Genomic DNA, 25,043 nt, shown 5'->3' with positions numbered 1-25,043 from the left:
GCCGGTGACGCACGCCGGCTCAGTACCAGCCAACCGACTGGGAGTGGCCCCAGGCGGAGCACGGGCTGCCGTAGCGGTCCTGGATGTAGCCGAGGCCCCAGGTGATCTGCGTGACCGGGTTCGTCGCCCAGTCGCTGCCGGCCGACGCCATCTTCGAGCCGGGCAGGGACTGCGGGATGCCGTAGGCCGAGGAGGTCGGGTTGTCGGCGTAGACGTTCCAGTTGGACTCGCGGGTCCAGAGCAGGTCGAGGCAGCCGAACTGGTCCTGGCCGAAGCCGAAGTCGCCCATCAGGGCGCGGGCGATGTCCCTCGGGTCGGACTGCGAGAGCTGCTCCGACTCGGTGACCGCCGCCGCCTCGCTCTGGACCAGGCCGGCCTGCTTGCTCGGGTCCGCCGCGCCGCGGCGGTCGTTGCGGGACACCACCGGCAGGCGCTCGCCGGTGTCAGCGGGGTTGACCTCGGAGCGGAGGTCACCGACGGCGGCGTCGAGGTCCGCCGAGACGCTCGGCGCCTTGGCCTCACCCTTGCCGAGCAGGCCACCGCCGATCGTGATGCCGGTGACGGCGAGCGCCACTCCGGAGAGGACGACGGTGTTGCGTGCGGCCTTCTTCGGCGCTTCCTTCAGGTGTGCGTGCTTGGGGTTGCCGCGGTGCTTGGGGGCAGGCTTCGCGTGATTCGACAAGGGCACAATCCGTGGTCGACGACAGAGAACGGTTGCCCCCCGAGATGATCAGGTCGACAGACCTGAGCGATGGCAACGCGGGACACACTGCCTGACTTCACTCGCAGTCGCAAACCGACCCGCGCCGGATAGGCCGCGCAGGTGACCCCGTTCGTCACACGGGTCACACCCACCACAAATCTTGCACCCCCGTCACATCCCGACGCGCAACGTCATACGTCTCGCACCGCCGGCGGTGCGAGACGTATGACGTCCGCGGTGCGCCAGTTGGCATCCACAGCGTCGGTCTCGCCGCGAGCTCTCCACAAGCGCCGACGAGCGAGGTCGCATCGTCGTGTGAGGGGCCACAGTCTCTGCGCCATGCCCAACAACGGACCCTCCAGAATCTTCGCCGACGAGTGCTGGGCGCCGGTGTTCGCGCTTGCCCGCGAGCAGGGTGGGGTGATGTCCCGCGCCCAGTTGATCGATGCAGGCGTGCCCCGCTGGGAGATCACCGGTCATCTACGAGCCCGACGATGGCGCAAGGTCACCGGCCAGGTGGTGGCACTGCACAACGGTCCGTTGACAGCCGAAGGACACCGCTGGGCGGCCGTCCTCCATGCTGGCCCGCGGGCAATGCTCGACGGTACGGCGGCCCTCCTCGCATCCGGTTTGGAGCGGTTCACCATCGACCGGATCCGGGTGTCCGTCCCCCGAGGAGCACGGGTGCGCCGTACCCGTCGCTACGACATCCGTCAGACCCGTCGCTGGCACGCCGACGATATTGCGCCGACCGGCATCCCGCGCACCCGACCAGCGGTCGCCGCCGTCCGGGCCGCATTGTGGGCGAAGACGGACAAGCAGGCCGGCTACGTGATGACCCTGACCGTCCAGCAGGGCATGGCGACGCCAGCGCAGCTCGGCGAACAGCTCCTGCGCATCAATCGCGACAAGCGGCGGCTCCTATTGCACACGCTTGTCAACGACCTTCTCAGTGGCGCTCGAACACTCAGCGAGGCCGATGTCGTTCGCGAGCTGCGCCGCCGCGGGCTCCCACCGCCGGCCCGGCAGGTGCTCCGCAAGGACCGTCGCGGGCGCAACTACCTCGATCTGTACTGGCCCGAGCTCGGTGTGGTGGTCGAGATCGACGGGATCCACCACACCTGGGCCGAGAACGTCGTCGCCGATGCGCTGCGTCAGAACTCCCTCGCGATGGCGGGCGACGTCGTCCTTGGAGTGCCTCTCCTCGGCCTCCGACTTCAGCCGGACGAGTTCTTCCAGCAGATCGCGGATGCGCTTGATTCCGCTTCCGCCGCCCGCAACGCCGCTTGAATCGGTCCGCCCCGCACCCGGGACGTCATACGTCTCGCACCGCCAGCGGTGCGAGACGTATGACGTTGCGGAACGGCCGGCTCAGACGACGACGTTCTCCAGCATCTCCGTGACAAGAGCCGCGATCGGCGACCGCTCGGACCGGGTCAACGTGACATGGGCGAAGAGCGGGTGGCCCTTGAGCTTCTCGACCACCGCCACCACACCGTCGTGGCGGCCGACGCGCAGGTTGTCGCGCTGGGCGACGTCGTGGGTGAGCACGACCTTCGAGTTGGCGCCGATCCGCGAGAGCACGGTCAGCAGGACGTTGCGCTCCAACGACTGGGCCTCGTCGACGATCACGAACGAGTCGTGCAGCGACCGGCCCCGGATGTGGGTCAGCGGGAGCACCTCGAGCATGCCGCGGTCGAGGACCTCCTCGATGACGTCGCGCGAGGTGAGCGCACCGAGCGTGTCGAACACCGCCTGTGCCCAGGGCGACATCTTCTCCGACTCCGACCCCGGCAGGTAGCCGAGCTCCTGGCCGCCGACCGCGAAGAGCGGACGGAACACCACGACCTTCTTGTGCTGGCGACGCTCCATCACCGCCTCCAGGCCCGCGCACAGCGCGAGCGCCGACTTGCCGGTGCCCGCCCGGCCACCGAGCGACACGATGCCGACCTCCGGGTCGAGCAGCATCTCCAGCGCGATCCGCTGCTCGGCGGAGCGGCCGTGGATGCCGAACGCCTCGCGGTCACCCCGCACCAGGTGGACCTGCTTGTCCGGACCGACCCGGCCGAGCGCCGTACCGCGGTCGGACAGCAGCACCAGGCCCTGGTGACAGGGCAGGTCGCGCACCGCCTCCAGGTCGAGGGAGCCGTCGTCGTACAGCTCGTCGAGCTCCTCGGCCGCCACGTCGAGCTCGGCCATCCCCGTGTAGCCGGTGTCCGAGTCGCTGATCGCCTCGCCGCGGTACTCCTGGGCCTCGAGCCCGACCGCAGACGCCTTGATCCGCAACGGCAGGTCCTTGGAGACCAAGGTGACGTCGTAGCCCTCGTCGGCGAGGTTGCGGGCGACCGCGAGGATCCGGGTGTCGTTGTCGCCCAACCGGAAGCCGGAGGGCAGCGACGCCGCGTCGGTGTGGTTGAGCTCGACCCGCAAGGAGCCGCCCTCGTCGCCCACAGGGACGGGCGTGTCGAGGCGGCCGTGGCTGATCCGCATCTCGTCGAGCATCCGCAGCGCGCTGCGGGCGAAGTACCCCAGCTCGGGGTGATGCCGCTTGCCCTCCAGCTCGGTGATCACCACCACCGGCAGCACCACCTCGTGCTCGGCGAACCTGCGGAGCGCGCCGGGGTCGGCGAGCAGCACGCTGGTGTCGAGCACGTAGGTCCGGCGACCCGAGGCCGGAGCTGTGGACTGGTCGGCTTGCGTGGCGTCAGGGCTGACAGCGGCGCGGGACTTTGTGTTGGGCACTTCGCACCTCATCAGACCGCGCGCGCACTCCCGCCCGGTCCTAATCCTCGCAGTCGGACCAGGAAGCGGTTGCCGGAGCAGTCGCACGGGCCCGAACGCCGGAGTGCCGGCGCCCGATCACCCGGTGCGCGCGGCAGGGAGGACCCTGGCACCCGCGACGGGTGATGCAGTCGTTGGTCACGAACGGGCCTCCCGATCTAGCGGGCTTCCCCACCCGCCAGTGCCTGTGAAACTACCCCGCTGCGGCCGGTCGATTCTGCGACACGCCCCAACGGCGGATGAACGTCACGCGGCCGAAATCTTCCGAAGGATCGGCCGCGCGCAGGACACACTGGCGTCATGCACCCAGGCGACCTGTGGGACTTCGACGACCCGGCCGGCTCCGAGCAACGCTTCCGCGCGGCCTCGGCGGCCGCCGAGGGCGAGCAGCGCGGGATCCTGCTGACCCAGCTCGCACGCGCGCTCGGCCTCCAGGAGCGGTACGACGACGCGCACGCCGTGCTCGACGACCTCCCGCCCGACGGGTCGGCGGAGGTGGAGTGCCGGCTGCTGCTCGAGCAGGGGCGGGTCTACCGCTCGTCCGGGGATCCCGACCACGCTAGGCGGTTCTTCGTCGAGGCGGCGCAGGTCGCCGAGCGCGCGGGGCTCGACGAGCTGCGCGTCGACGCCCTGCACATGCTGGCCCTGGTGAGCGACCCGGCCGAGCAGGAAGCGGTCATCGAACGCGCGCTCGCCGTTGCCGCCGCGTCCGCCGATCCCCGAGCCCGCGACTGGGACGCCTCCCTGCTCAACAACCTCGGCATGACGCACGCCGACAATGGTGACTTCCGCCGCGCACTGGTCGTGTTCGAGGACGCCCTGGCCGCTCGCGAGCGGATCGGCGACACCGGTCGCACCCGGGTCGCCCGCTGGATGGTCGCCTGGGCACTGCGCAACCTCGGCCGGCACGAGGAGGCGCTCGCACTCCAGCAGGCGCTCAAGGCCGAGCTGGTCGCGCTCGGCGAGGAGGATCCGTACGTCGACGAGGAGATCGCGCTCCTCCAGGACGTCAGCGGCGGCGGTACCGCAGGTCCGTGATCGCCCGGCCGGCCGCGACGCCCTTGCGCTCGAACTTCGTGACCGGCCGCTCGTCCCACCGCTCGACCACGCCTCCGTCGAGCGCGGGCTCGGTGTCCAGGACCTCGAGCATCTGCTCGGCGTAGTCCTGCCAGTCCGTCGCCAGGCGCCAGACCCCGCCCGGCCGGAGTCGGCTCGCGGCCAGCGCCGCGAACGCCGGCGTCACCAACCGGCGCTTGTGGTGCCGCTTCTTGTGCCACGGGTCGGGGAAGAACGTCCACAGCTCGGCGACGCTCTCCGGTCCGAGCAGGTGCTCCAGCGACCAGACCGCGTCGACGCTGCACAGCCGCACGTTGGCGGCGCCGGCCTCCCCGAGCCGGCCGAGCGTCGCCGCGACCCCCGGACGCCAGACCTCGATGGCGAGCACGTCGTACGACGGCCGCGCTGCCGCCAGCGCCGCGGTCGCCTCACCGACGCCGGAGCCGATCTCGACGATCAGCCCGTCCCGGTCCTCCGGGCCGCGCCCGAACCAGGCGTCCAGCGAGAAGTCCTCGGCGTCGACCGCCTCGTCCGGGATCACCCACTGCTCGTGGTACGCCTCCCAGGCGGCGGCCTGCGTCGGCGTGAACCGGCTGCCGCGCCTGCTGTAGGTGAGCACCTCCCGCATCCGCCGACCGTCCTCGGTCAGCTTCTGGTGCGGGCGCGCCGGGGTGACTCCCCGCCGGTCGTCGGTCACGCGCCGGCGGCGATCACGACGACCACGAAGCCGATGTAGGCGAGACCGCCCAGGACGTAGAAGGCCAGCAGGCAGCTGCCGACGATGCCGAGGACGTAGCCGATCTGAACCTGGCTGCGGCCGCCGATCTGACCGCCGGACGCGTCGATCTCCTTGCGCACCCGCGAGCCCATCACCCACGCGAACGGCGCCACCACCTGGCAGACCGCCATCCCGAGGATCCCCAGCAGGAGCACCGTGGTCGCCTGCGGGTGGTCGGGCGCCCACATCGGCAAGCCGGTCGGACCGTAGCCGGGCGCGTACGGCTGGTACGGGTTCGGCGGCGGCTGGTTCGCCAGCCCCTGGTTCTGGGGCGCCGGGTCGGGGTCCTGCGGCGGCTGCTCGCTCATGCCCGAATCCTCCCATCCGGAGCTTCCGGGGAAACAAACAGGACGCCGAGTCGGCTCATCTCCGGCTCCGAACAACGCCGAGTCGGCTCATCTTGTACGGCGCGCGAGGTTCGCTCTGGATGCGCGCCGCTGGCGGGCTCGCCGAGTCGGCGCAGCTTCCGGAAGGGGGCGCTGCGCCGGCGCACAAGGTGCGCCGACTCGGCTCCCAAGAAGAGCCCGGACGGCTCATCGAACGGCAGAGCCCCCCGAGCCTGGCGGCTCGGGGGGCTCTGCGTTCGATCAGACGATCAGTCGATCACTTGGTGATCTTGGTGACGCGACCAGCACCAACGGTGCGGCCACCCTCACGGATGGCGAACCGCAGGCCCTCTTCCATCGCGATGGGCTGGATGAGCTCCACGGCCATCTCGGTGTTGTCGCCCGGCATGACCATCTCGGTGCCCTCGGGGAGGGTCACGACGCCGGTCACGTCGGTCGTCCGGAAGTAGAACTGCGGACGGTAGTTGTTGAAGAACGGCGTGTGACGGCCGCCCTCCTCCTTCGACAGGATGTAGACCGACGCGTCGAAGTTGGTGTGCGGGGTGGTCGTGCCCGGCTTGATCACGACCATGCCGCGCTCGACGTCCTCGCGCTTGGTGCCACGGAGGAGCAGACCGACGTTCTCACCGGCCTGGCCCTCGTCGAGCAGCTTGCGGAACATCTCGACACCGGTGACGGTGGACTTCTGCGAGCCCTCGCGGATGCCGATGATCTCGACCTCCTCGTTGACCTTCACGATGCCCCGCTCGATGCGGCCCGTGATCACGGTGCCACGACCGGTGATCGTGAAGACGTCCTCGACGGGCATGAGGAAGGGCTTCTCGGTGTCGCGCTCGGGGGTCGGGATGTACTCGTCGACCGCCGACATCAGCTCGGCAACCGACTCGGCCCACTTCGCGTCGCCGTTCAGCGCCGGGAAGGCAGCCACGCGCACGACCGGGACGTCGTCGCCCGGGAACTCGTACTCGGAGAGGAGCTCGCGCACCTCCATCTCGACGAGCTCGATGAGCTCCTCGTCGTCGACCATGTCGCACTTGTTGAGCGCGACCACCAGGGCCGGCACGCCGACCTGGCGCGCGAGCAGCACGTGCTCACGGGTCTGCGGCATCGGGCCGTCGGTGGCGGCGACCACGAGGATCGCGCCGTCCATCTGAGCCGCGCCGGTGATCATGTTCTTGATGTAGTCGGCGTGACCCGGGCAGTCGACGTGCGCGTAGTGGCGCGCCTCGGTCTGGTACTCGATGTGAGCGATCGAGATCGTGATGCCGCGCTGCCGCTCCTCGGGAGCCTTGTCGATCGCGTCGAACGGCGAGGCCTCGTTGAGGTCCGGGTACTTGTCGTGCAGCACCTTCGAGATCGCCGCGGTCAGCGTCGTCTTGCCGTGGTCGATGTGACCGATGGTCCCGATGTTCACGTGCGGCTTGGTCCGCTCGAACTTCGCCTTAGCCACTGGGGGCTCCTCCTGGTTTGGTGTGTTACTTGACTCGTACTAAAGGGGTGGTGCCGAGGGCCTACGACTACTCGCCGCGTGCCTTCTTGATGATCTCGTCGGCGATGTTCGCAGGAACCTCGGCGTACGAGTCGAACTCCATCGAGTACGAAGCCTGGCCGGAGGTCTTGGACCTCAGGTCGCCAACGTACCCGAACATCTCGGACAGCGGCACGAGGGCCGCCACGGCGATGTCGCCGTGACGCTCCTCCTGCGCGCGGATCTGGCCGCGACGGCTGTTGATGTCACCGATCACCGTGCCGAGGAAGCTCTCGGGCGTGACGACCTCGACGGCGAACATCGGCTCCAGCAGCACGGGCTTGGCCATCCGGGCGGCCTCCTTGAAGGCCTGCAGACCGGCGATCTTGAACGCCAGCTCCGAGGAGTCGACGTCGTGGTAGGCGCCGTCCTCGAGCGTGTACTTGACGTCGACCATGGGGTAGCCGGCGAGCACGCCGAACTCCATGGCCTCCTGGCCGCCCTGGTCGACCGAGGGGATGTACTCCTTCGGCACGCGACCACCGGACACGTTGTTGACGAACTCGTAGCCGGCGCCCTGGCCGGTCTCCGGGTCGACGTTCGGCCCGAGGGTGACGAGGATCTTCGCGAACTGGCCCGACCCACCGGTCTGCTTCTTGTGGGTGTAGCTGTGCTTCGCGACCTCCTTGCGGATGGTCTCGCGGTAGGCGACCTGCGGCTTGCCGACCGTCGCCTCGACGCGGAACTCGCGCTTCATCCGGTCGACGAGGATCTCGAGGTGGAGCTCGCCCATGCCGGCGATGATGGTCTGGCCGGTCTCCTCGTCGGACTTGACCGTGAAGGTCGGGTCCTCGTCGGACAGGCGCTGGATCGCCGTACCGAGCTTCTCCTGGTCGCTCTTGGTCTTCGGCTCGATCGCGACCTCGATCACCGGGGCCGGGAACGTCATCGACTCGAGGATCACCTGGTTCTGCGGGTCGGACAGGGTGTGTCCGGTCTTGGTGTCCTTGAGGCCCATCACGGCCACGATCTGGCCGGCGCCGACCGACGCGATCTCCTCACGCTTGTTGGCGTGCATCTGGTAGACCTTGCCGATCCGCTCCTTGCGGCCGTTCACCGAGTTGACCACGGTCGAGCCGGCCTCGAGCTTGCCGGAGTAGACCCGGACGTAGATCAGCTTGCCGAGGTGCGGGTCGGTCGCGATCTTGTAGGCGAGACCGGAGAACGGCTCGTCGTCGGACGGGAGCCGCTTGATCTCCTCGTTCTCGTCCTTGACCGAGTGACCGATGATCGCGTCGATGTCGAGCGGCGACGGGAGGTACTTGACGACGGCGTCGAGCAGGGGCTGGACGCCCTTGTTCTTGAACGCGGTGCCGCACAGGACGGGGTTCAGCTTGTCGGCGAGCGTGGCGCGACGGATCGCGGCCTCGAGCTCCTCGACGGTGAACTCACCCTCCTCGAGGTACTTCTCCATGATCTCGTCGTCGGCCTCGGCGAGCGTCTCGAGCAGCTTCTCGCGGTACTCGGCGGCCTGGTCGGCCAGCTCGGCCGGGATCTCCTCGACGGCGTAGTCCTCGCCCATCGTGGTCTCGCCGCGCCAGACGAGCGCCCGCATGCCCACCAGGTCGACGACACCGATGAAGTCGGACTCGGCGCCGATCGGGAGCTGCAGGACCAGCGGCGTGGAGTTGAGGCGGTCGACCATCATGTCGACGCAGCGGAAGAAGTCGGCACCGGTGCGGTCGAGCTTGTTGACGAAGCACATCCGGGGCACGGAGTACTTGTTGGCCTGACGCCACACCGTCATCGTCTGCGGCTCGACGCCGGCGACGCCGTCGAACACCGCGACCGCGCCGTCGAGCACGCGCAGCGAGCGCTCCACCTCAGCGGTGAAGTCGACGTGGCCGGGGGTGTCGATGATGTTGATCTGGTGGTTCTTCCACCAGCAGGTCGTCGCGGCCGACGTGATCGTGATGCCGCGCTCCTGCTCCTGCTCCATCCAGTCCATCGTTGCGGCACCCTCGTGGACCTCACCGATCTTGTAGGTGATGCCGGTGTAGAAGAGGATGCGCTCGGTGGTGGTGGTCTTGCCGGCGTCGATGTGCGCCATGATGCCGATGTTGCGGACGACGTTGAGGTCCGTCGTGATGTCGACTGCCACGTGAGTCAGCGTTCCTTAGAAGTAGTGGGCAGGTGGGTGCCGGGCGGGCACCGTCGTACGGCGCCCGCCGGCTCCGTCACCAGCGGTAGTGGGCGAAGGCCTTGTTGGACTCGGCCATCTTGTGGGTGTCCTCGCGCTTCTTCACCGCGGCACCGAGGCCGTTGGAGGCGTCGAGGATCTCGTTCATGAGGCGCTCGCTCATGGTCTTCTCGCGGCGCTCGGCGGCGTAGCCCACGAGCCAGCGGAGCGCGAGCGTGGTGCCGCGGGTGCCCTTGACCTCGATCGGGACCTGGTACGTCGCACCACCGACACGGCGGGACTTGACCTCGATCGCGGGGCGAACGTTGTCGAGCGCACGCTTCAGGGTGATGACCGGGTCGGTGCCGGTCTTCTCACGGGTGCCCTCGAGCGCGCCGTAGACGATGCGCTGCGCAACCTGCTTCTTGCCGTCCATGAGGACCTTGGAGACGAGCTGGGTGACCAGCTGAGACCCGTAGACCGGGTCGACGTCGAGCGGTCGCTTCGGAGCGGGGCCCTTGCGCGGCATCAGCTCTTCTCCTTCTTCGCGCCGTAGCGGCTGCGCGCCTGCTTACGGTTCTTCACGGCCTGGGTGTCCAGAGCGCCGCGGATGACCTTGTAACGAACACCCGGCAGGTCCTTCACACGACCGCCGCGCACGAGCACGATCGAGTGCTCCTGGAGGTTGTGACCCTCACCCGGGATGTAGGCGGTGACCTCGACGCCGCTGCTCAGACGCACACGGGCGACCTTGCGGAGGGCGGAGTTCGGCTTCTTCGGGGTGGTGGTGTAGACGCGGGTGCACACACCGCGTCGCTGGGGCGAACCCTTCAGGGCAGGCGTCTTGTTCTTCGACACCTTGTCCTGGCGGCCCTTGCGGACCAACTGGTTGATGGTGGGCACCTGGTGGTTCCCTTTCCTGTTTGCTGATCACGGCCCGGCACCTTGCCGGGCACGGGAGTACTGCGTTGTTGCTTGTGCCGTGGATTGCGCCGGCCTAGAACCCCAGACTGAGGGCGCGCATAACGTGCCTGGGGCACCCAGACACAAGGAACGAGGCTACCGGCCGCCCCAGACGGACGCAAAACTGCGGCCGCAGGCGTGGTCCGGGCCGGTTCAGGTGAGCCAGTCGGTCAGCGGGTTGATCGCGAAGTACACGACGAACAGGGCGGCGACGACCCACAGCAGCGGGTGCACCTCGGCGACCTTGCCGCGCACCAGCTTGAGGAACGCATAGCTGACGAAACCGGCGCCGATGCCGACCGAGATCGAGTACGTGAAGGGCATCAGCACGATCGTCAGGAAGGCGGGGAGGGCGATCTCCAGGTCGTCCCAGTCGATGCCCTTGACCTGCTGCATCATCAGGAAGCCGACCAGCACCAGGGCCGGTACGGCGGCCTCGTTCGGGATCACCGTGACGACCGGCGCCACGAAGGTCGCCGCCAGGAAGAGCAGCCCGGTGACCACGCTCGCCAGCCCGGTGCGCGCGCCCTCGGCGACACCCGCGGCGGACTCGATGTAGGACGTGTTCGAGGAGACTCCCGCCGCGCCTCCCGCGGCCGCGGCGACCGAGTCGACGAGCAGGATGCGCTGGGTGTGGGGCGGTCTGCCGTCCTCGTCGAGGAGTCCGGCCTCCTCGCCGATGGCGGTCATCGTGCCCATCGTGTCGAAGAAGTCCGAGATGAGCAGCGTGAAGATCAGCAGGCACACCGTGACGACGCTCGCGTGCTCCCACGAGCCGAGCAGGCTGAACTCCCCGAGCAACCCGAGGTCCGGGACCGCAACGACCTCGTCCGGGAGGGCGGGGACGTTGAGGTTCCACCCGGTCGGGTTGGTCGTCGCCGGGTCGACGAACGTCGGACCGATGTCGGCGACGGCCTCGACGACGATCGCGACCACCGTCGTCACCAGGATCGAGATGAGGATCGCGCCTGGCACCCGGCGGGCGTACAGCGCGACCATCAGCGCGAGGCCGAAGCAGAACACGGCGACCGGCCAGCCCTGCAGCTGGTTGCCGATGCCGATCTGGATCGGGGGCACGGCGATGGAGGTGCTCCGCACGAATCCGGCGTCGACGAGCCCGATGATGGTGAGGAAGAGCCCGATGCCGACGGCGATCGCCACCTTCAGCTGTGGCGGCACGGCGTTGAAGACGGCCTTGCGGAAGCCGGTGAGCACCAGCGCGAAGATGATGAGGCCCTCGATCACCACCAGGCCCATCGCGTCGGCCCAGGTCATCTGGCTCGCGACCGAGTAGGTCACGAAGGCGTTGAGACCGAGGCCTGTCGCCAGTGCCAGCGGGAAGTTGGCGACGACCCCCATCAGGATCGTCAGCACGCCGGCGACCAGCGCCGTGGCGGCCGCGATCTGCGCCCCGTCGCCACCGGCGAGCAGCTCGCCGTCGATGTCCGTGCCACCGAGCAGGATGATCGGGTTGAGCACGATGATGTAGGCCATCGTCAGGAACGTGACGATGCCTCCCCGGATCTCGCGAGCGGTCGTGGAGCCCCGCTCGGTGATGTGGAAGTAGCGGTCGAGCACGGACGTGCCCGCGGTCACCGGACTGCTCATGAGGGCAGCATGTCAGACCTGGACCGGCCGACCGGTGAGGCAACGCGCGGCGGCGGCCGGCGGCCGGGATCAGCGGCGCGGTGCACGAGGAGCGCCAGCACGACGCCCACCAGGACCAGGGTGCCGCCGACGAACAGCGTCCAGCGGGCGCCGTACGTCTCGCCGATCCAGCCGATCACCGGGGCGCCCAGCGGGGTGCCTCCCATCACGATCGTCATGTAGATCGCCATCACCCGGCCCCGGAGCTCGGGGTCGGACTCGACCTGCAGCGTGGCGTTGGCCGAGTTGAGGAGCGTGATGGTGGCCAGCCCGATCAGCGGGCAGAACAGCATGAAGGCGAGGTACGACGGCAGCGAGCCCGCCACGATCTCGGCGATGCCGAAGCCGATCGCCGCACCGACCAGCAGCCGCAGCCGCACCCGGGGACGCCGCGCGGCGAGCAGCGCCCCGCCCAACGACCCCACCGCCAGTGCCGAACCCAGCAGCCCGAACTCGCTGGCGCCCTTGCCGTAGACCTCGGTCGCCATCAGCGCCGACGTCATCTGGAAGTTCATGCCGAAGGTGCCCGCGAAGAACACCAGCACCAGGATCATCAGCATCTTCGGCTGGCCGCGCAGGTAGCGCACGCCCTCGAGGAGCATGCCCGGGCGACGGGCGACGCGTGCCGGCGAGTGGAGGGCATGGGTGTCCATCCGCTCCAGCTGCCAGATCACGGCAAGGTAGGAGACCGCGTTGACCAGGATCACCCAGCCGGTCGCCTTCATGCCCCCGCCGAGCAGGCCGATCAGCAGCCCGGCGATGGCCGGCCCGACGATCCGGGCGGTGTTGAACGCCGCCGAGTTGAGCCCGACGGCGTTGGTCACGTCGTCGGGACCGACCATCTCGGAGACGAAGGCCTGCCGCGCGGGCCCGTCGAACGCGGCACCGACGCCGAACGCGAACGCGATCACGTACACGTGCCAGGTCTCGGCGACGCCGAGTGCCGCGATCACGCCGAGCAGGAGCGCGGCGAGCGCCATCGTCGCCTGGGTGAGCTGCAGCACCCGACGCTTGGGGAAGCGGTCCGCGACGACACCGGCGTACGGCGACAGCAGCAGGATCGGCAGGAACTGCAACCCGGTGGCGATGCCGAGGGCGGCGCCGCCGTTGCCCGGGATGGTCAGCACCAGCCAGTCCTGCGCGACGCGCTGCATCCAGGTGCCGACGTTCGACACGATGCTGCCGGCGAAGTAGCGGCGGTAGTTCTGGTGGGACAGGGATCGGAAGGTGGGACTCGTCGTGGGCTCCTCGTCGGTCTCGTTGTCAGTCGGTCTGGGCCAGGCGCTGCAGGATCGGCGTCGCGCGGCGCAGCACGTCCCGCTCCTCGGCAGTGAGGCCGGCCAGGCGCCGGGACAGCCACTCGTCGCGCCTTCCCCGGTCGGCGAGCAGCACGGCCCGCCCCTCGTCGGTCAGGGTCACCACGACCTGGCGGCCGTCGGTGGGGTGCGGCCCCCGGGTGACGTACCCGTCCTCGGCCAGGCAGTTGACCGTCCTGGTTATGCTCGGGGGCTGCACCCGCTCGTGGGACGCGAGCTCCCCGACCGTCTGGTCGCCGTTGCGGTAGAGCGCGCCGAGGACCGCCATCTGGCCCATGCTCAACGGGTTGTCCGGATGGCGCTCCGCGGCCAGTCGGCGGCGCAGCCGCATCACCGAGAGGCGGAGCTCGCTGGCGAGCCCACCGTCGGTGCGCAGTGCTTTCTCGGGGGTCGGCATGTCACTAGCATAAGTCATTACCCTTGCTAATCATTCCCTGTCGAGCGCCAGAGCGGTAACGTGGCTATGTGGACCTGCGTGACGAACAGCCGACGCACCACGAGATCGGCAACCGGACCTACCTGATCGCCCCGGTCGAACCACTCGACGTCGACGGGGTGCGAACGGTCCAGGTCGGCACCGCGCTGTTCTTCCTCGGCTTCCTCGGACTGCTGCCGTTCTACGGCCGGCTCGAGGAGTCCGGACACACCTGGCTGCTGTGGATGTGCCTCACCGGCGTCGGCCTGGGCCTGCTCGGCATGGAGTACTGCAAGCGCCGGCGCCGCTACCGCACCGAGCTCGCCGCTGCCGATGAGTGACGCTCCGCTCTCACGCTGGGAGCAGGGCGGCGAGAAGAACACCGGGTACGCCCGGAGGTTCGCCGAGCTGGTCGAGTCCGGCGCGGACGTGGACGGCGAGGCCAGGCTGGCCGACACCCTGGTCCCGCGCCACGCGCGGATCCTCGACGCCGGCTCGGGCATGGGGCGGGTGGCCGCCTATCTCCAGTCCCGCGGCCACCGGGTCGTCGCGGCGGAGCCGGACCACCGCCTGGTCGAGCAGTCCCGACAGATGTACCCGGACCTCGCCGTACTCCCCCACGACATCCTCGGCCTCACCGACGACGTCCTCGCCGCGGCCGGTGCGCCCAACGCGTTCGACCTGGTCGTGTGCGTCGGCAACGTGGTCACGTTCGTGGCGGACGGCACCGAGGTCGCTGTGCTGCGCCGGCTCGGAGAGCTGCTGAGGCCGGACGGGCGGATCCTGGTCGGCTTCCACCTGCAGGGCGGCCCGGAGACCGCCCGCCGGGTGACGCCCGAGCAGTTCGCTGCTGAGGTCGCGCAGGCGGGGCTGCTCGTCGACCACCGGTTCGGCGGCTACGACCTGCGGCCGGTCGACGACCAGTACGCCGTGTGGATCCTGCGCGCCGCTACGTAGCCGCTCAGAAGGTCTCGAGGTTGTCGTGACTCAGGTTGTCGACGACGGGGGGCGCGGGCGGGACCGGCGCGTGCCGCTTGCTCAGGCGGACCTCGGAGTGCGCACCGCACCCGTGGTCGAACGAGACCACGCGGCCGTCGTCGTTGGCGTCGCCGTTGGCGCAGACGCCGAAGAGCTCGGACAGCGGGCCGGCGATCCGGACGAGGAAGCCGCACGACGTGCAGGTCTCGGGCGCGGACTTGGCCACCGGCGAGTCGGGGCCGCCGTCGCCGTCGTACCACCGCTCGGCCGCGAGGTCGCGGCCCTCCGGTGACAGGGTGCGGACCCGGCCGAGGCCGAGGTCCTTGGCCACCTGGCGCACCTGGGCCTTGGCGTCGGAGTCGAGCGGGTCGTCGCCGAAGGAGTACGTCGGCACCAGTCGCGGGTCGTCGTCGGCGACCGGCAGCAGGTCGCCCGGCGACAGGTCGCCCGGCTGGATCCGCTCGCGGTAGGGCACCCACGGCGGCGCGACGATCGCCTCGGGGCCGGGCAGCAGCACGACCTCGGCGACGGTGACCCGCTTCTGCCGGGAGGCGCGGGTGAGGGTGACGGCCCACTGCCAGCCGACGTAGCCACGGCGGGCGCAGCTGAACAGGTGGGTGACGACGCGCGGGCCCTCGATCTGGTGACCGAGGTAGTCGCCGACATCGGCGGCGTCGACGTCGTCGAGCAGCGCAGCGCGAGCCTCGTCGACGGCGGCAACGGCCACAGCGTCCGTCGTCTTGCGCTCGATAGTCGTCACCCGAGGAGTTTCCCCCATCGGGGAGGTGCTCGTCACGTCGGCCCCAGCAGGCAAGATAGGCACGTGACGTCCCAGCCGCCCGAGCACCCGCCCCCGAGCGGGGCCGGCGGGTCGTCGTACCCCCCTCCTCCCCCGCCACCGCCGTCGGCGTACCCGCCGCCCCCGTCGGACGAGACGCCGCCCACGATGGTCCCGGCCGACGAGGTCCCGGCACGCACCGTGGGGCAGAGCGTCGGCACCGGGGCGCTGGCGACCGCGCGGGGGCTGCGCGGTGTCGCGCGGGGCACCGGGCGATTCAGCCGCGCCACCTTCCGGCATGCGCGCAGGGCCGCCGGCGCGCAGGGCGCCGACCGCTCCGGTCTCAACCGGCTGATCGAGCTGCACGCGTGCAACGCGGCCGGCGACGCCGCGTTCGCGATCGCCCTCGCCGGCACCATCTTCTTCGCGGGGGCGACGAGCGAGCAGCGCGGCCCGGTCCTGCTCTTCCTCGGCCTGACGATGCTGCCGTTCGCCGTGGTCGCCCCGCTGCTCGGCCCGTTCCTCGACCGGTTCAGCCATGGCCGCAGATGGGCCATCGGTGCCACGTTCGCCGTGCGAGCGTTCCTGTGCTGGGTCATCGCCGGCGCCGTCACCACCGACTCGCTGTGGTTCTACCCGGCCGCGCTCGGCGTCCTCATCTCGTCGAAGGGGTACGGCGTCGCCAAGGCCGCCGCAGTGCCCCGACTCCTGCCGCCGGAGATCACCCTGGTCAAGGCCAACGGCCGGGTCTCCCTGGCCGGTGTCGTCGGCGCCGCCGTCTCCGCGCCGTTGGCCGGCGGCGCCGCCTACTTCGGTCCCGAGTGGGCGCTGCGCTTCGCGTTCCTGGTCTTCGTGCTGGGCACCGTCGCGGCGATCCTGCTGCCGGCGAAGGTCGACGAGACCGAGGGAGAGGTGCCGATCCCCGCCGGGAAGACCGGCGGCCCGCGCCGGCGAGGCCTCCCACCGAAGGTCGCGTTCGCGCTCCGCGCCAACTGCGGGCCACGCCTGCTGTCGGGGTTCCTGACGATGTACATGGCGTTCGTGCTCCGCACCGACCCGATCGACGGGTGGGAGGACAAGACGACGCTCCTCCTCGGCCTGGTGATCGGCGCAGCCGGCCTCGGCAACACCCTCGGCATCCTCGTCGCCTCGCTGGCGAAGAAGATCAACCCGTCGATCATGGTGATCGTCGCGTTGCTCGCCGACGTCGCGATCCTCGTCGTCGCGGCGGTGTTCTACGAGCTGCTCACCTTGGTGGCGCTCGGCCTGACGGCCGGTCTCATGCAGTACCTGGCCAAGGTGTCCCTCGACTCGACCATCCAGACCGAGGTCCCGGTCCGGGCGCACGCGAGCGCGTTCGCCCGTGGCGACACCACGCTGCAGATGGCGTGGGTGATCGGCGGGTTCCTCGGCGTCATCATGTCGTGGTTCCCGACGCTCGGGCTGCCGACGGCAGCGCTCATCGTCGTCGGCTGGGCCGTCTTCGCGCTACGGGTCACCCCGAAGCGGCCGGAGGGTCCGCACGCCGAGCCTGTCGAGGCGCCTCGACAGGCCGGGCGGGCGTGACGCCTTCGCTCAGGCCTCGAGCTCGTCGGCCAGCGCGCGCAGCAGCTTGGCCACGGGCTGCGACGTACGACGGTCCGGGTGGCGGCCGTGGCGGTAGGCCTCGCCGACGCCGTCGAGGAGACGGATCAGGTCCTCCACGATCGGAACCATCTCCTCGGGCTTCTTCCGCTTCGCCTGGGACTGGTTGCGCGCGACCGAGGCCGGAGCGTCGAGCACCTTGACCTGGAGCGCCTGGTCGCCTCGGCGGCCCTGCGCGATGCCGAACTCCACGCGGGTCCCGGCCTTCAGGGTCGTGACGCCCTCGGGCAGCGCGTCGGAGCGGACGTAGACGTCCGCGCCCTCGGGCTGGGAGAGGAAGCCGAAGCCCTTCTCCGCGTCGTACCACTTCACCTTGCCAGTCGGCACGGTCTCGACCCTTCTCTCGCAGCGGGGCCCCGGTCGGTCCGGGGCGCGACCTGAAAGCGTAGGACATCGGGCCGACGGACCACGAACGGCTTTCTCCGTCAGGACTTCTCAGGCCTGGTGCGCTGGGACACAATGGACCGTTCCGGCGCCGTGAGGGCGGGCCGGCACAGGAGGAGGGGACGCATGCGCGCCGCCGCGATCGCCGCGATCGTCGCTGCATCGACGCTCGTCGCCGTCCCCAGCCACGCCGAGGACGACGACTCCACCAGCCTGCACCTCGTCACGCTCCGCGGGCCGGGCACCGCCGGCCGCCAGGGAGCAGCGGCTCCCGACGTGGTCGCCCAGCGCATGCTCGCGCTCCAGGCCGACCTCCTCGACGACATCGGGGCTGGTGATCCCGTCTACCAGTGGACGACCGCGCTCAACGGGTTCGCCGTCGAGCTGACCGAGGCGCAGCACGAAGCGCTCGTCGGTGACGACCGGGTCGCTCTGGTCGAGGAGAACGCCGTCCGTCCGCTGGCCAGGGTCGCCAGCGCGCCGGCGGGGTCGGCCACCCGGCCGGATCGGCGTGCGGACCGGACGGGCGGCGCGGGCACCGTGATCGGCTTCGTCGACACCGGCATCGATCCTGCGAGCGCGGCCTTCTCCGAGGTGGCGGCGCTCGGCCGCACGCCGCGACGGTTCGCCGGCAGCTGCACCGACGCCCCCGACGACGGCGGCTGGGCCGAGACCGACTGCTCGGCGAAGGTCGTCGGCGCGCAGTTCTACGTCGACGGGTTCGGGGCCGACGCGCTGCGGTCGGCCTCCGCGCTCTCGCCCCGCGACACCGACGGACATGGCACCGCGAGCGCGTCGATCGCCGCCGGCACCAGCGACGTCGCGGTCCGTTCCGGGCAGCACCGGCTCGGCCGGTTCTCCGGCGTGGCGCCGCGCGCCCGGATCGCCGTCTACAAGGCCTGCTGGTCGGCGCCGGACCCGGACGACGACGGCTGCGCCACCGCCGATCTGGTCGCGGCGATCGACCGCGCCACGAGCGACCGCGTCGACGTACTCAACCTGTCCGTCGGCGGTCCCTCCGGCACCATCGACACCGTCGAGCGAGCCCTGCTGGGCGCGACCGAGGCCGGCATCGTCGTGACCGCCGCCGCGGGGAACAGCGGGTCGGCGGCGTACGCCGCGCACCCGTCACCCTGGGTGATCACCGTCGGCGCGTCGATGTCCGCGCGACGGGTCGGTGCCGTGGTGGCCGCCAACGGTCCCCGGCTCGAGGGCGCCATGGCGGCGACAGCCCCGGTGCGCCCCGCTCCCCTCGTCCTCGGCGAGGACGCGGCCGCGCCCGGCGTCAGCCGCGCCGACGCGGCCATCTGCGCTCCCGGCAGCCTCGACGCCCGGAAGGTCCACGAAGCGGTCGTCCTCTGTGAGCGCGGGGACGTGGCGAGGGTCGAGAAGTCGATGACCGTGCGGCTCGCCGACGGCGCCGGCATGGTGCTGGTCAACACGGCTGCCGGCTCGACCGACGCCGACCTCCACGCCGTACCGACCGTCCACCTCTCCGCCCGCGACGGCCGCGCGCTGCGCGCGTGGGCGAGCGACCGCCGCCGCCCCGAGGTCCGCCTGGTGTCCGTCGGGCGCGAGCGTGCTCCCCTGCGGGTCGCCCGGTTCAGCAGCGGCGGCGACCCGACCTGGTCGGTGATCAAGCCGGACCTGGTCGCCCCGGGCACCGGCGTCCTGGCGGCGACGACCGACGGCTGGGACGTCGTCAGCGGTACGTCGACAGCGACCGCCCACGTGAGCGGCGTCGCCGCGCTGCTCCTCTCCCACCGGCGGAACACCCCCGCCGAGGTCCGTTCCGCGCTCCTCACGTCGACCACCCCGATCGGGCGCCAGTCGGGGCTCCGCGGCGGCACCGGACAGGTCCGGATCAGCCGGGTGCCCCCGATCGCCTACCTCGTCGACCCGCGCCACTACCGGGGCTGGCTGGTGGGCCGGCGCGCCGACCTCGACCTGCCGCAGGCGCTGATGCGCACCGGACGCCTGGTCGTGCGACGCACCATCACCAACACCGGCCCCCGGCCGCTGTGGCTGACCACCCACCTCGTCGGGTTCGACAGCCCGGTGCACATCACCCCGTCGGCCGGGCTGGTCCGTCCGGGCCGGACGATGACCTTCACGATCAGCCTGCCGGCCGCTCCCCGCGCGACCGACAAGGGCACGGTCGCCTGGAACAGTGCGCACGGAGACGAGACCCGCCTGGCCGTGGTGATCACCCGATGACCCACGCCGAGGTCGCCACGGCGCCGAGGCTGGCGCCGCCTCCCTTGCCGGTCCGCACCGAGCGCCTGCTGCTGCGCTACATCACCGCAGCCGACCTCGATGCCCTGCGCTACTACATGGATCCGGAGGTCTGCCGCTACCTGCCGTTCCCGCCCGCCGACGAGGCGGCGTTGGCGGACCGGGTCGCACGGATGGCCGAGCGGCTCGCGCCGTCGGAGCCCGACGACGTGCTTGCGCTGGCCGTCGTCCACGACGGCGTGCTCGTCGGCGACGTCATGCTGCGACTTCGCACCCGTACCGACGACCAGAGCCCGCCGTCGGTGGCCGAGGTCGGCTGGGCGTTCGCGCCGGCGTACGCCGGTCGCGGCTTCGCCACCGAGGCCGCCCGCGCCCTCATCGCGCTGGCCTTCGACCACTACCCGCTGCACCGGCTCTACGCGAACCTGGACCCTCGCAACGAGCGGTCGGCGGCGTTGTGCAAGCGCCTCGGGATGACCCTCGAGGCGCACCTGCGTCAGGACTGGCCGGAGGCCGACGGAACCTGGAGCGACAGCGCTGTCTACGGCCTGCTGCGCGAGGAGTGGGCGCGCGGCTGACGCCCGAGGTCAGGCGCGGGTGACCTGGATCGTGATCCCGTCGCCGAGGTTGATGATCGCCCCCGGCACCAGCTGGACGGCGATGCCGGGCTTGAGGTCCTCAGGACCGAGGCCGGGCTGCACCAGCACGGTGCCGTTGGTCGAGCCCATGTCGGTGACGACCGCGCTGCCCTGATCGGCTCCGGTGCCTGGACGCACCTCGACGTGGGTCGATGAGATCTCGTGCAGGCGGCTCGGCACCGTCACCAGGTGCGGCTGCTCGGTCGAGGTGAAGCGTCGCGCCTCCGGGGCCCGGCCGATCAGGATCACCCGGTCGACGAGCACCTGCTGGCCGTCGCTGATCATCAGCTTGGCGACCGCGTCACCCTCCGGTGCACCCGCAGCTGGGGGCGTCGCCACGGGCTCGGGCGCGGCCGGCGGCGGGGGCGGGAACGCACCGATCGGCTCCCAGGAGCCCACCGGCAGCGGCGGGGGCGGGAGGTCGACCGGCGGTGCGTCGGCGGCAGGCGGGGGCGGGGCGTACGACGGCGGCGCGAACTCGGTCACCGGCTCCTCCGCCGAGGGCGTGGCGGGCGCGTCGTCGGTCATCGGCGCAGCCTCGTCGGCCATCGCGGACTCGTCGGCTGCGGCCGGCATCTCCTCGGTCATCGCCAGCTCGTCGGCGGGCTCGGGCTCGGGCGCAGCGGGCGCAGCGGGCGCTGCGGGGGGCGGCGGGGTGTCCCAGGGCGTCACCCAGTCGCTCGGCGCGGGCGCGTGGGGCATCGGGTCGGTGAGCGGGTCGCCGCCCGGCGGCATCACCATCTCGGGCTCGCCCGACGTCATCGACTCGCCCTCCGCGGACGGCTCGTCGAACGGCGCGGGCTCGTCGAGTGGCGACGGCTCGTCGGCCGCGACCTCCGCCTCGGCGGCCATCGCGTCGTCGCTCGCCGCCGCGCCGTCTGCCATCGCACCGTCTGCGGCCTCGACGTCGTCGCCGGCAGCCGCGTCCGCCGCCAAGGCACCGCCGAACGGGGCGGCCACGACCACACCGCCGGCGTCCAGGTCAGGCATCTGGTCGTCTGCGGATTCCTCCGGAGCCTGGGCCTGGGCAGCCTCTTCGGCGGGCTCGTCGACAGCCTCCGCGCCGGCCATGACCGGCGCCGCCTCGGCGTCGTCGGCCACGTCGGCCACGTCGGCCTCGGCCTGCTCGACGTACGGCGGGCGGTCGATCCGGGAGACCCGGACCAGGCCGGTGACGACGCCGAAGTCGGTCTCGGCGTGCTCGGCGTCGACGTCGGCATCGGCCAGCGCCACGGTGAGCGAGGTGACGCCCTCGACGCTGCGCTCGACCCAGGTGCCGCCCGCGGCGCCGTCGATCGTCACGTCCTCACCGTCGGTGGCGAGGGTCGCGCTCACCCCGGAGCCGCGCAGCAGCACCCGGGTGGGACCCTCGTCGGTGCTCACCAGGACGAAGCCCGGCAGCCGGCTCAACCCGGAGGCGAGGAGCGCGTCGAGCACCTCGTCGAACGCGGCGCCGCCGTCGACGAGGGACCAGACCCCCACGACCTGGTCGCGCTGCGACTCGGGCAACAGCACCGTGACGCGCGGCCCGAACGCCGCGAACCACGGGCCGGTGCGGTAGGACCACGCGCCTGCTGCGCCGGTTGAGCTCATCGCACTCATGGGTGTGCCCCTGTCTCCTGCTCCGTACTCGGCTGCCGCACGTCGTTGTCGTGCGGCCTCTCCCTGGTCAATCCCACCACATCCACGACGACGGCGGTGGCGTTGTCACGGCCCCCGGCCTCGACCGCTGCCGCGACCACCTGCTCCGCGGCGGCGGTCGGTTCCCCTCGCTCGGCGAGGATCCGACCGATGTCGTCGTGCGCGAGCATCTCGCTCACCCCGTCGGAGCACAACAGCAGTCGCCCGGAAACCTCGACCGGGACGTGGAAGAGATCGGGTTCGTGGCGCACCGGACCGCCCAGGGCACGGGTCACGATGTGGCGGTCCGGGTGGCCCGCGGCATCCGCGGCGGCGATGGTCCCGGCGTCGACCAGCTCCTGCACCAGGCTGTGGTCGACGGTGAGCTGCACCAGCTCGCCGTCGGCGAAGAGGTAGGCCCGCGAGTCTCCGAGGTTGGCGACCAGCCAGTACGGCTCCGCGACGTCGGTCACCAGCACCGCGGCCACCGCGGTGGTCCCGGCGCCGAAGAGCAGCTCGCCCGCGGCGTGGTGGACGGCGTCGTACTCGTCGATCCGGGCGTGGACCGCGGTCAGGGCCGCGGACACCGCGTCGGCCACGGTGGCCGCGTCGATCCCCTCGTCCGCCAGCCGGGCGAACTCCTCGACGGCGAACGCGCTCGCCACGTCGCCGTGGTCGTGTCCGCCCATGCCGTCGGCGACGACGAAAACCGGCGGTGCGACCAGGTGGGCGTCCTCGTTGCCGACGCGCACCAGGCCGACGTGCGTGGCGGCGCCGTACTTCAGGTCGACCTGGGTCACCACGCACCGTCCGTCGGTAGCGTGGGGCGGGTGGGCAGTGGAGCGTCAGTCGCGGTGGGGCACCGGTCGTTGGCCGACCAGCTGCGGTCGTGGACCGACGAACAGGTGAGCCAGCTGCTCACGTCGCGTCCGGACCTGACCACTCCCGCCCCTCACGACTTCTCTCAGCTGGCCTCGCGCGCCGCGATCCGGAGTTCCCTCGCCCGCGCTCTGGACTCGCTCACCCGGGGCGAGCTCTCGGTGCTTGATGCCCTGGTCGTTGCCGGACAAACCACCGACGCCGAGATCGTATCGATCGTCCACGCCGAGGAGGAGTACGTCGTCGCGGCGCTGGCCCGGCTCCGCGCGCTGGCCCTCGCGTGGGACTCCCCCGAGGGGCTCCGGGCCCTCACCGGCGTGGCCGACTGCCTGGTCGGCGGTCCCGAGGCCGGCGTGAGCGGACTCCGGCCACGTACGCCGGACGCGCCGCCGCCCGACGTCGTCGCGCGCCGGATCGCGGAGCTGTCGGACCCGGCGAGGGCGATGCTCGACCACGTGTTCGCGCACGGCGGCGAGGCCACGGCAGGCGCCGCCCGCCGGACGGTGCGCCCCGAGGACGCCGCCAGCCCGGCGGAGGAGCTCCTGTCCCGCGACCTGCTGGTGCCGAGCCGGGACGACCTGCTCGTGGTCCCCGGCGAGGTCGGGCTGGCGCTGCGCGGCGGCCGGACGACGACCGAGCCGGTCGACCAACCACCGGAGGTCGCGAGCGCCGAGCGGCCGGCCCGGCTCACGGACGGCGCGGCGGCGGGCGGCGCGGCGGAGTTCTGCCGCCGGACGGACCTCCTCCTCGAGTGGTGGAGCACCCGGCCGGCGGCCGCTCTCCGGACCGGCGGGCTCGGCGTACGCGAGCTGAAGGCGGCCGCGGCCCACCTGCAGCTGTCCGAGCCCGACGCCGCCCTGGTGATCGAGACCGCTGCCACCGCGGGCCTGATCGCGACCCGGGCCGACGCCGACGGCAACCCGGTGTGGGTGCCGACGGACGAGTTCGACCGCTGGCTGGACGCCGAGGTGGCCGATCGCTGGGCGATCCTCGCCCGCGCGTGGCTCGCGAGCACCCGGCTGCCCGGGCTCGTCGGCGGTCGCGCCGCCGACGACAAGCCGTGGAACGCCCTGACCCCCGAGCTGTCGTCGACGCTGATGCCCGAGACCCGGCTGATGACGCTCACCGCCCTTGCCGAGGTCCCCGCCGGTCACGCCCTGGCCTCGGGCACCGGCCTGCCGTCGCTCGTCGCCCGGCTGGCCTGGCTGCGCCCGCGACGGCCGCGGTCGCGCACCGACCAGGTGTCCTGGACGGTGGCCGAGGCGGCGGCGCTGGGGGTGACCGGGCTGGACGCGTTGTCGCCGTACGGCCGGGCGCTGGTCGCCGGCAACGACCCGGCCCCCGTCCTCGCACCCTTGCTCCCGGAGCCCGTCGACCACGTGCTGATCCAGGCCGACCTCACCGCGGTGGCGCCGGGACCGCTGGAGTCGGGCATTGCGCGGTCTCTGCAGCTGCTGGCCGACGTCGAGTCCCGGGGCGCGGCGACGGTCTACCGCTTCACGGCCCGTTCGGTACGACGCGCGCTCGATGCCGGTTGGACCGCCGCCGAGGTCCACGCCTTCCTGGCATCGGCCTCACGCACGCCGGTCCCGCAGCCGTTGACGTACCTCGTCGACGACGCGGTGCGGACGTTCGGTCAGGTGCGGGTGGGTGCCGCCGAGTCGTTCATCCGGTCCGACGACGAAGCCGCGCTGGCCGCCCTGCTCCACCACCCCAAGGCCGCGACCCTGGGGCTGCGCCGGATCGCGCCGACCGTCGTCGTGAGCACCACGCCCGTCGACCTGCTCCTCATCCGGCTGCGCGACCTCGGGGCGGCGCCGGTCGTGGAAGGTCCCGACGGCACCGTGCGGGTCGGCCGCCCCGACGAGGTCCGGGCGCGCACACCGAGGGCACGCGGACCCGCGCACCACGATGCCCGCCACGCGGTGCAGGTCGCGGCCGCGGTCCGCTCGCTGCGTGCCGGCGACGCCGCGGCCCGGGTCCGACCGGCCGCGGCCGTGTCACCGGCCGGCGCCCTCTCCGCGCTCCGGGACGCGATCGAGCGCCGCGCGTCGGTCGTCATCGGCTTCACCGACAACCAGGGGGTGGTCGGCGAGCGGGTGATCGACCCGATCTCGGTCGAGGGCGGCCAGCTCACCGCGCACGACCACACCGCGGACGACGTACGGACGTTCGCTGTGCACCGGATCCAGCGGGTGACGCCCGTCCGGTGACTGGGGTGCAGCACCGCCACC

At 71.5% G+C, this 25,043-nt stretch carries 23 protein-coding genes; 8 read left to right on the top strand and 15 right to left on the bottom strand.

The features are described from left to right. Window positions 1-19: 19 nt before the first annotated feature. On the bottom strand, window positions 20-688 hold the full coding sequence (locus tag D0Z08_RS25410; RefSeq protein WP_245994481.1) for an aggregation-promoting factor C-terminal-like domain-containing protein: 669 nt from the start codon (window positions 686-688) through the stop codon (window positions 20-22). Window positions 689-1,042: 354 nt separating this feature from the next. On the opposite strand from D0Z08_RS25410, the gene D0Z08_RS25405 reads away from it, so the two are divergent. Then, window positions 1,043-1,993, top strand: a complete 951-nt coding sequence (locus D0Z08_RS25405) for a PDDEXK family nuclease (RefSeq protein WP_118928080.1) — start codon at window positions 1,043-1,045, stop codon at window positions 1,991-1,993. A gap of 81 nt (window positions 1,994-2,074) precedes the next feature. On the opposite strand, the gene phoH2 is transcribed toward D0Z08_RS25405, so the two are convergent. Beyond that, window positions 2,075-3,355, bottom strand: a complete 1,281-nt coding sequence (phoH2, locus tag D0Z08_RS25400; RefSeq protein WP_220454346.1) for an RNA 5'-3' helicase PhoH2 — start codon at window positions 3,353-3,355, stop codon at window positions 2,075-2,077. Between the two features lie 429 nt (window positions 3,356-3,784). Between phoH2 and D0Z08_RS25395 the strand changes: the two genes are divergently transcribed. Then, entirely contained in the window at window positions 3,785-4,522 is a 738-nt protein-coding gene (locus tag D0Z08_RS25395; RefSeq protein WP_118928078.1) for a tetratricopeptide repeat protein, read from the top strand. Here the strand turns inward: D0Z08_RS25395 and trmB are convergent. The 9 genes from trmB to D0Z08_RS25350 form a co-directional block, all read right to left on the bottom strand. Continuing rightward, a complete protein-coding gene (trmB, locus tag D0Z08_RS25390; protein ID WP_245994479.1) occupies window positions 4,494-5,237 on the bottom strand; it encodes a tRNA (guanosine(46)-N7)-methyltransferase TrmB in 744 nt (247 codons plus the stop codon). The genes D0Z08_RS25395 and trmB overlap by 29 nt on opposite strands. Further along, a complete protein-coding gene (locus D0Z08_RS25385; RefSeq protein ID WP_220454343.1) occupies window positions 5,234-5,626 on the bottom strand; it encodes a hypothetical protein in 393 nt (130 codons plus the stop codon). The genes trmB and D0Z08_RS25385 overlap by 4 nt, the downstream gene beginning before the upstream one ends. Before the next feature lie 295 nt (window positions 5,627-5,921). Continuing rightward, window positions 5,922-7,115: an elongation factor Tu gene (gene tuf, locus D0Z08_RS25380; protein WP_118928077.1), complete on the bottom strand. Its 1,194-nt coding sequence runs from the start codon at window positions 7,113-7,115 to the stop codon at window positions 5,922-5,924. 67 nt (window positions 7,116-7,182) lie between these two features. Then, complete coding sequence (gene fusA, locus D0Z08_RS25375; RefSeq protein ID WP_118928076.1) at window positions 7,183-9,294, bottom strand: elongation factor G; 2,112 nt, start codon at window positions 9,292-9,294, stop codon at window positions 7,183-7,185. A 76-nt stretch (window positions 9,295-9,370) separates the two neighbouring features. Beyond that, the gene (gene rpsG / locus D0Z08_RS25370) at window positions 9,371-9,841 is read right to left on the bottom strand and encodes a 30S ribosomal protein S7 (RefSeq protein WP_118928075.1); all 471 of its coding nucleotides are present in this window, start codon (window positions 9,839-9,841) and stop codon (window positions 9,371-9,373) included. Further along, entirely contained in the window at window positions 9,841-10,215 is a 375-nt protein-coding gene (gene rpsL / locus D0Z08_RS25365; protein WP_109692297.1) for a 30S ribosomal protein S12, read from the bottom strand. The genes rpsG and rpsL overlap by 1 nt, the downstream gene beginning before the upstream one ends. Before the next feature lie 213 nt (window positions 10,216-10,428). Next, entirely contained in the window at window positions 10,429-11,883 is a 1,455-nt protein-coding gene (locus D0Z08_RS25360) for an NCS2 family permease (RefSeq protein WP_118928074.1), read from the bottom strand. Next, the gene (locus D0Z08_RS25355) at window positions 11,880-13,139 is read right to left on the bottom strand and encodes an MFS transporter (protein WP_118928073.1); all 1,260 of its coding nucleotides are present in this window, start codon (window positions 13,137-13,139) and stop codon (window positions 11,880-11,882) included. The genes D0Z08_RS25360 and D0Z08_RS25355 overlap by 4 nt, the downstream gene beginning before the upstream one ends. A gap of 46 nt (window positions 13,140-13,185) precedes the next feature. Then, entirely contained in the window at window positions 13,186-13,635 is a 450-nt protein-coding gene (locus D0Z08_RS25350; RefSeq protein ID WP_245994475.1) for a MarR family winged helix-turn-helix transcriptional regulator, read from the bottom strand. A 68-nt stretch (window positions 13,636-13,703) separates the two neighbouring features. On the opposite strand from D0Z08_RS25350, the gene D0Z08_RS25345 reads away from it, so the two are divergent. Both D0Z08_RS25345 and D0Z08_RS25340 read left to right on the top strand, forming a co-directional pair. Continuing rightward, entirely contained in the window at window positions 13,704-13,994 is a 291-nt protein-coding gene (locus D0Z08_RS25345; protein ID WP_245994471.1) for a DUF2530 domain-containing protein, read from the top strand. After that, window positions 13,987-14,610, top strand: a complete 624-nt coding sequence (locus tag D0Z08_RS25340; RefSeq protein ID WP_118928071.1) for a class I SAM-dependent methyltransferase — start codon at window positions 13,987-13,989, stop codon at window positions 14,608-14,610. The genes D0Z08_RS25345 and D0Z08_RS25340 overlap by 8 nt, the downstream gene beginning before the upstream one ends. 4 nt (window positions 14,611-14,614) lie before the next feature. Here D0Z08_RS25340 and D0Z08_RS25335 read toward each other — a convergent pair whose 3' ends face one another. After that, window positions 14,615-15,391: a DUF3027 domain-containing protein gene (locus D0Z08_RS25335; protein WP_245994469.1), complete on the bottom strand. Its 777-nt coding sequence runs from the start codon at window positions 15,389-15,391 to the stop codon at window positions 14,615-14,617. A 63-nt stretch (window positions 15,392-15,454) separates the two neighbouring features. Here D0Z08_RS25335 and D0Z08_RS25330 point away from each other — a divergent pair, with 63 nt between their 5' ends. Then, window positions 15,455-16,975 (top strand): MFS transporter, encoded by a 1,521-nt coding sequence (locus D0Z08_RS25330; RefSeq protein WP_245994467.1) that lies wholly within the window; start codon window positions 15,455-15,457, stop codon window positions 16,973-16,975. 9 nt (window positions 16,976-16,984) lie between these two features. On the opposite strand, the gene D0Z08_RS25325 is transcribed toward D0Z08_RS25330, so the two are convergent. Beyond that, the gene (locus D0Z08_RS25325; protein WP_118928068.1) at window positions 16,985-17,380 is read right to left on the bottom strand and encodes a cold-shock protein; all 396 of its coding nucleotides are present in this window, start codon (window positions 17,378-17,380) and stop codon (window positions 16,985-16,987) included. A gap of 183 nt (window positions 17,381-17,563) precedes the next feature. On the opposite strand from D0Z08_RS25325, the gene D0Z08_RS25320 reads away from it, so the two are divergent. Beyond that, window positions 17,564-19,654, top strand: a complete 2,091-nt coding sequence (locus D0Z08_RS25320) for a S8 family serine peptidase (RefSeq protein WP_182481484.1) — start codon at window positions 17,564-17,566, stop codon at window positions 19,652-19,654. Continuing rightward, complete coding sequence (locus D0Z08_RS25315) at window positions 19,651-20,250, top strand: GNAT family N-acetyltransferase (RefSeq protein ID WP_118928066.1); 600 nt, start codon at window positions 19,651-19,653, stop codon at window positions 20,248-20,250. Before D0Z08_RS25320 ends, D0Z08_RS25315 begins: the two co-directional genes overlap by 4 nt. A gap of 9 nt (window positions 20,251-20,259) precedes the next feature. On the opposite strand, the gene D0Z08_RS25310 is transcribed toward D0Z08_RS25315, so the two are convergent. Both D0Z08_RS25310 and D0Z08_RS25305 read right to left on the bottom strand, forming a co-directional pair. Continuing rightward, window positions 20,260-21,912 carry an FHA domain-containing protein gene (locus D0Z08_RS25310; protein WP_147381536.1) on the bottom strand — a complete coding sequence of 551 codons (1,653 nt, stop codon included), beginning with the start codon at window positions 21,910-21,912 and terminating at the stop codon, window positions 20,260-20,262. Then, window positions 21,909-22,733 carry a PP2C family protein-serine/threonine phosphatase gene (locus D0Z08_RS25305; protein ID WP_245994464.1) on the bottom strand — a complete coding sequence of 275 codons (825 nt, stop codon included), beginning with the start codon at window positions 22,731-22,733 and terminating at the stop codon, window positions 21,909-21,911. Before D0Z08_RS25305 ends, D0Z08_RS25310 begins: the two co-directional genes overlap by 4 nt. Before the next feature lie 27 nt (window positions 22,734-22,760). Here D0Z08_RS25305 and D0Z08_RS25300 point away from each other — a divergent pair, with 27 nt between their 5' ends. Next, window positions 22,761-25,022 (top strand): helicase-associated domain-containing protein, encoded by a 2,262-nt coding sequence (locus D0Z08_RS25300; RefSeq protein WP_245994462.1) that lies wholly within the window; start codon window positions 22,761-22,763, stop codon window positions 25,020-25,022. Window positions 25,023-25,043 lie beyond the last annotated feature (21 nt).

This window comes from Nocardioides immobilis, from assembly GCF_003515065.1.
GTDB classification, from domain to species: domain Bacteria; phylum Actinomycetota; class Actinomycetes; order Propionibacteriales; family Nocardioidaceae; genus Nocardioides; species Nocardioides immobilis.
The sequence above is the reverse complement of the archived record's forward strand: the minus strand, read 5'-3'. Positions and strand labels throughout refer to the sequence as shown.

Coding starts and splice junctions, on each gene's coding strand:
- D0Z08_RS25405 (WP_118928080.1), top strand. CDS start 1,043: ATGCCCAACAACGGACCCTCCAGAATCTTCGCCGACGAGTGCTGGGCG.
- D0Z08_RS25395 (WP_118928078.1), top strand. CDS start 3,785: ATGCACCCAGGCGACCTGTGGGACTTCGACGACCCGGCCGGCTCCGAG.
- D0Z08_RS25385 (WP_220454343.1), bottom strand. CDS start 5,626: ATGAGCGAGCAGCCGCCGCAGGACCCCGACCCGGCGCCCCAGAACCAG.
- rpsG (WP_118928075.1), bottom strand. CDS start 9,841: ATGCCGCGCAAGGGCCCCGCTCCGAAGCGACCGCTCGACGTCGACCCG.
- D0Z08_RS25360 (WP_118928074.1), bottom strand. CDS start 11,883: ATGAGCAGTCCGGTGACCGCGGGCACGTCCGTGCTCGACCGCTACTTC.
- D0Z08_RS25350 (WP_245994475.1), bottom strand. CDS start 13,635: ATGCCGACCCCCGAGAAAGCACTGCGCACCGACGGTGGGCTCGCCAGC.
- D0Z08_RS25340 (WP_118928071.1), top strand. CDS start 13,987: ATGAGTGACGCTCCGCTCTCACGCTGGGAGCAGGGCGGCGAGAAGAAC.
- D0Z08_RS25320 (WP_182481484.1), top strand. CDS start 17,564: ATGCGCGCCGCCGCGATCGCCGCGATCGTCGCTGCATCGACGCTCGTC.
- D0Z08_RS25315 (WP_118928066.1), top strand. CDS start 19,651: ATGACCCACGCCGAGGTCGCCACGGCGCCGAGGCTGGCGCCGCCTCCC.
- D0Z08_RS25310 (WP_147381536.1), bottom strand. CDS start 21,912: ATGAGTGCGATGAGCTCAACCGGCGCAGCAGGCGCGTGGTCCTACCGC.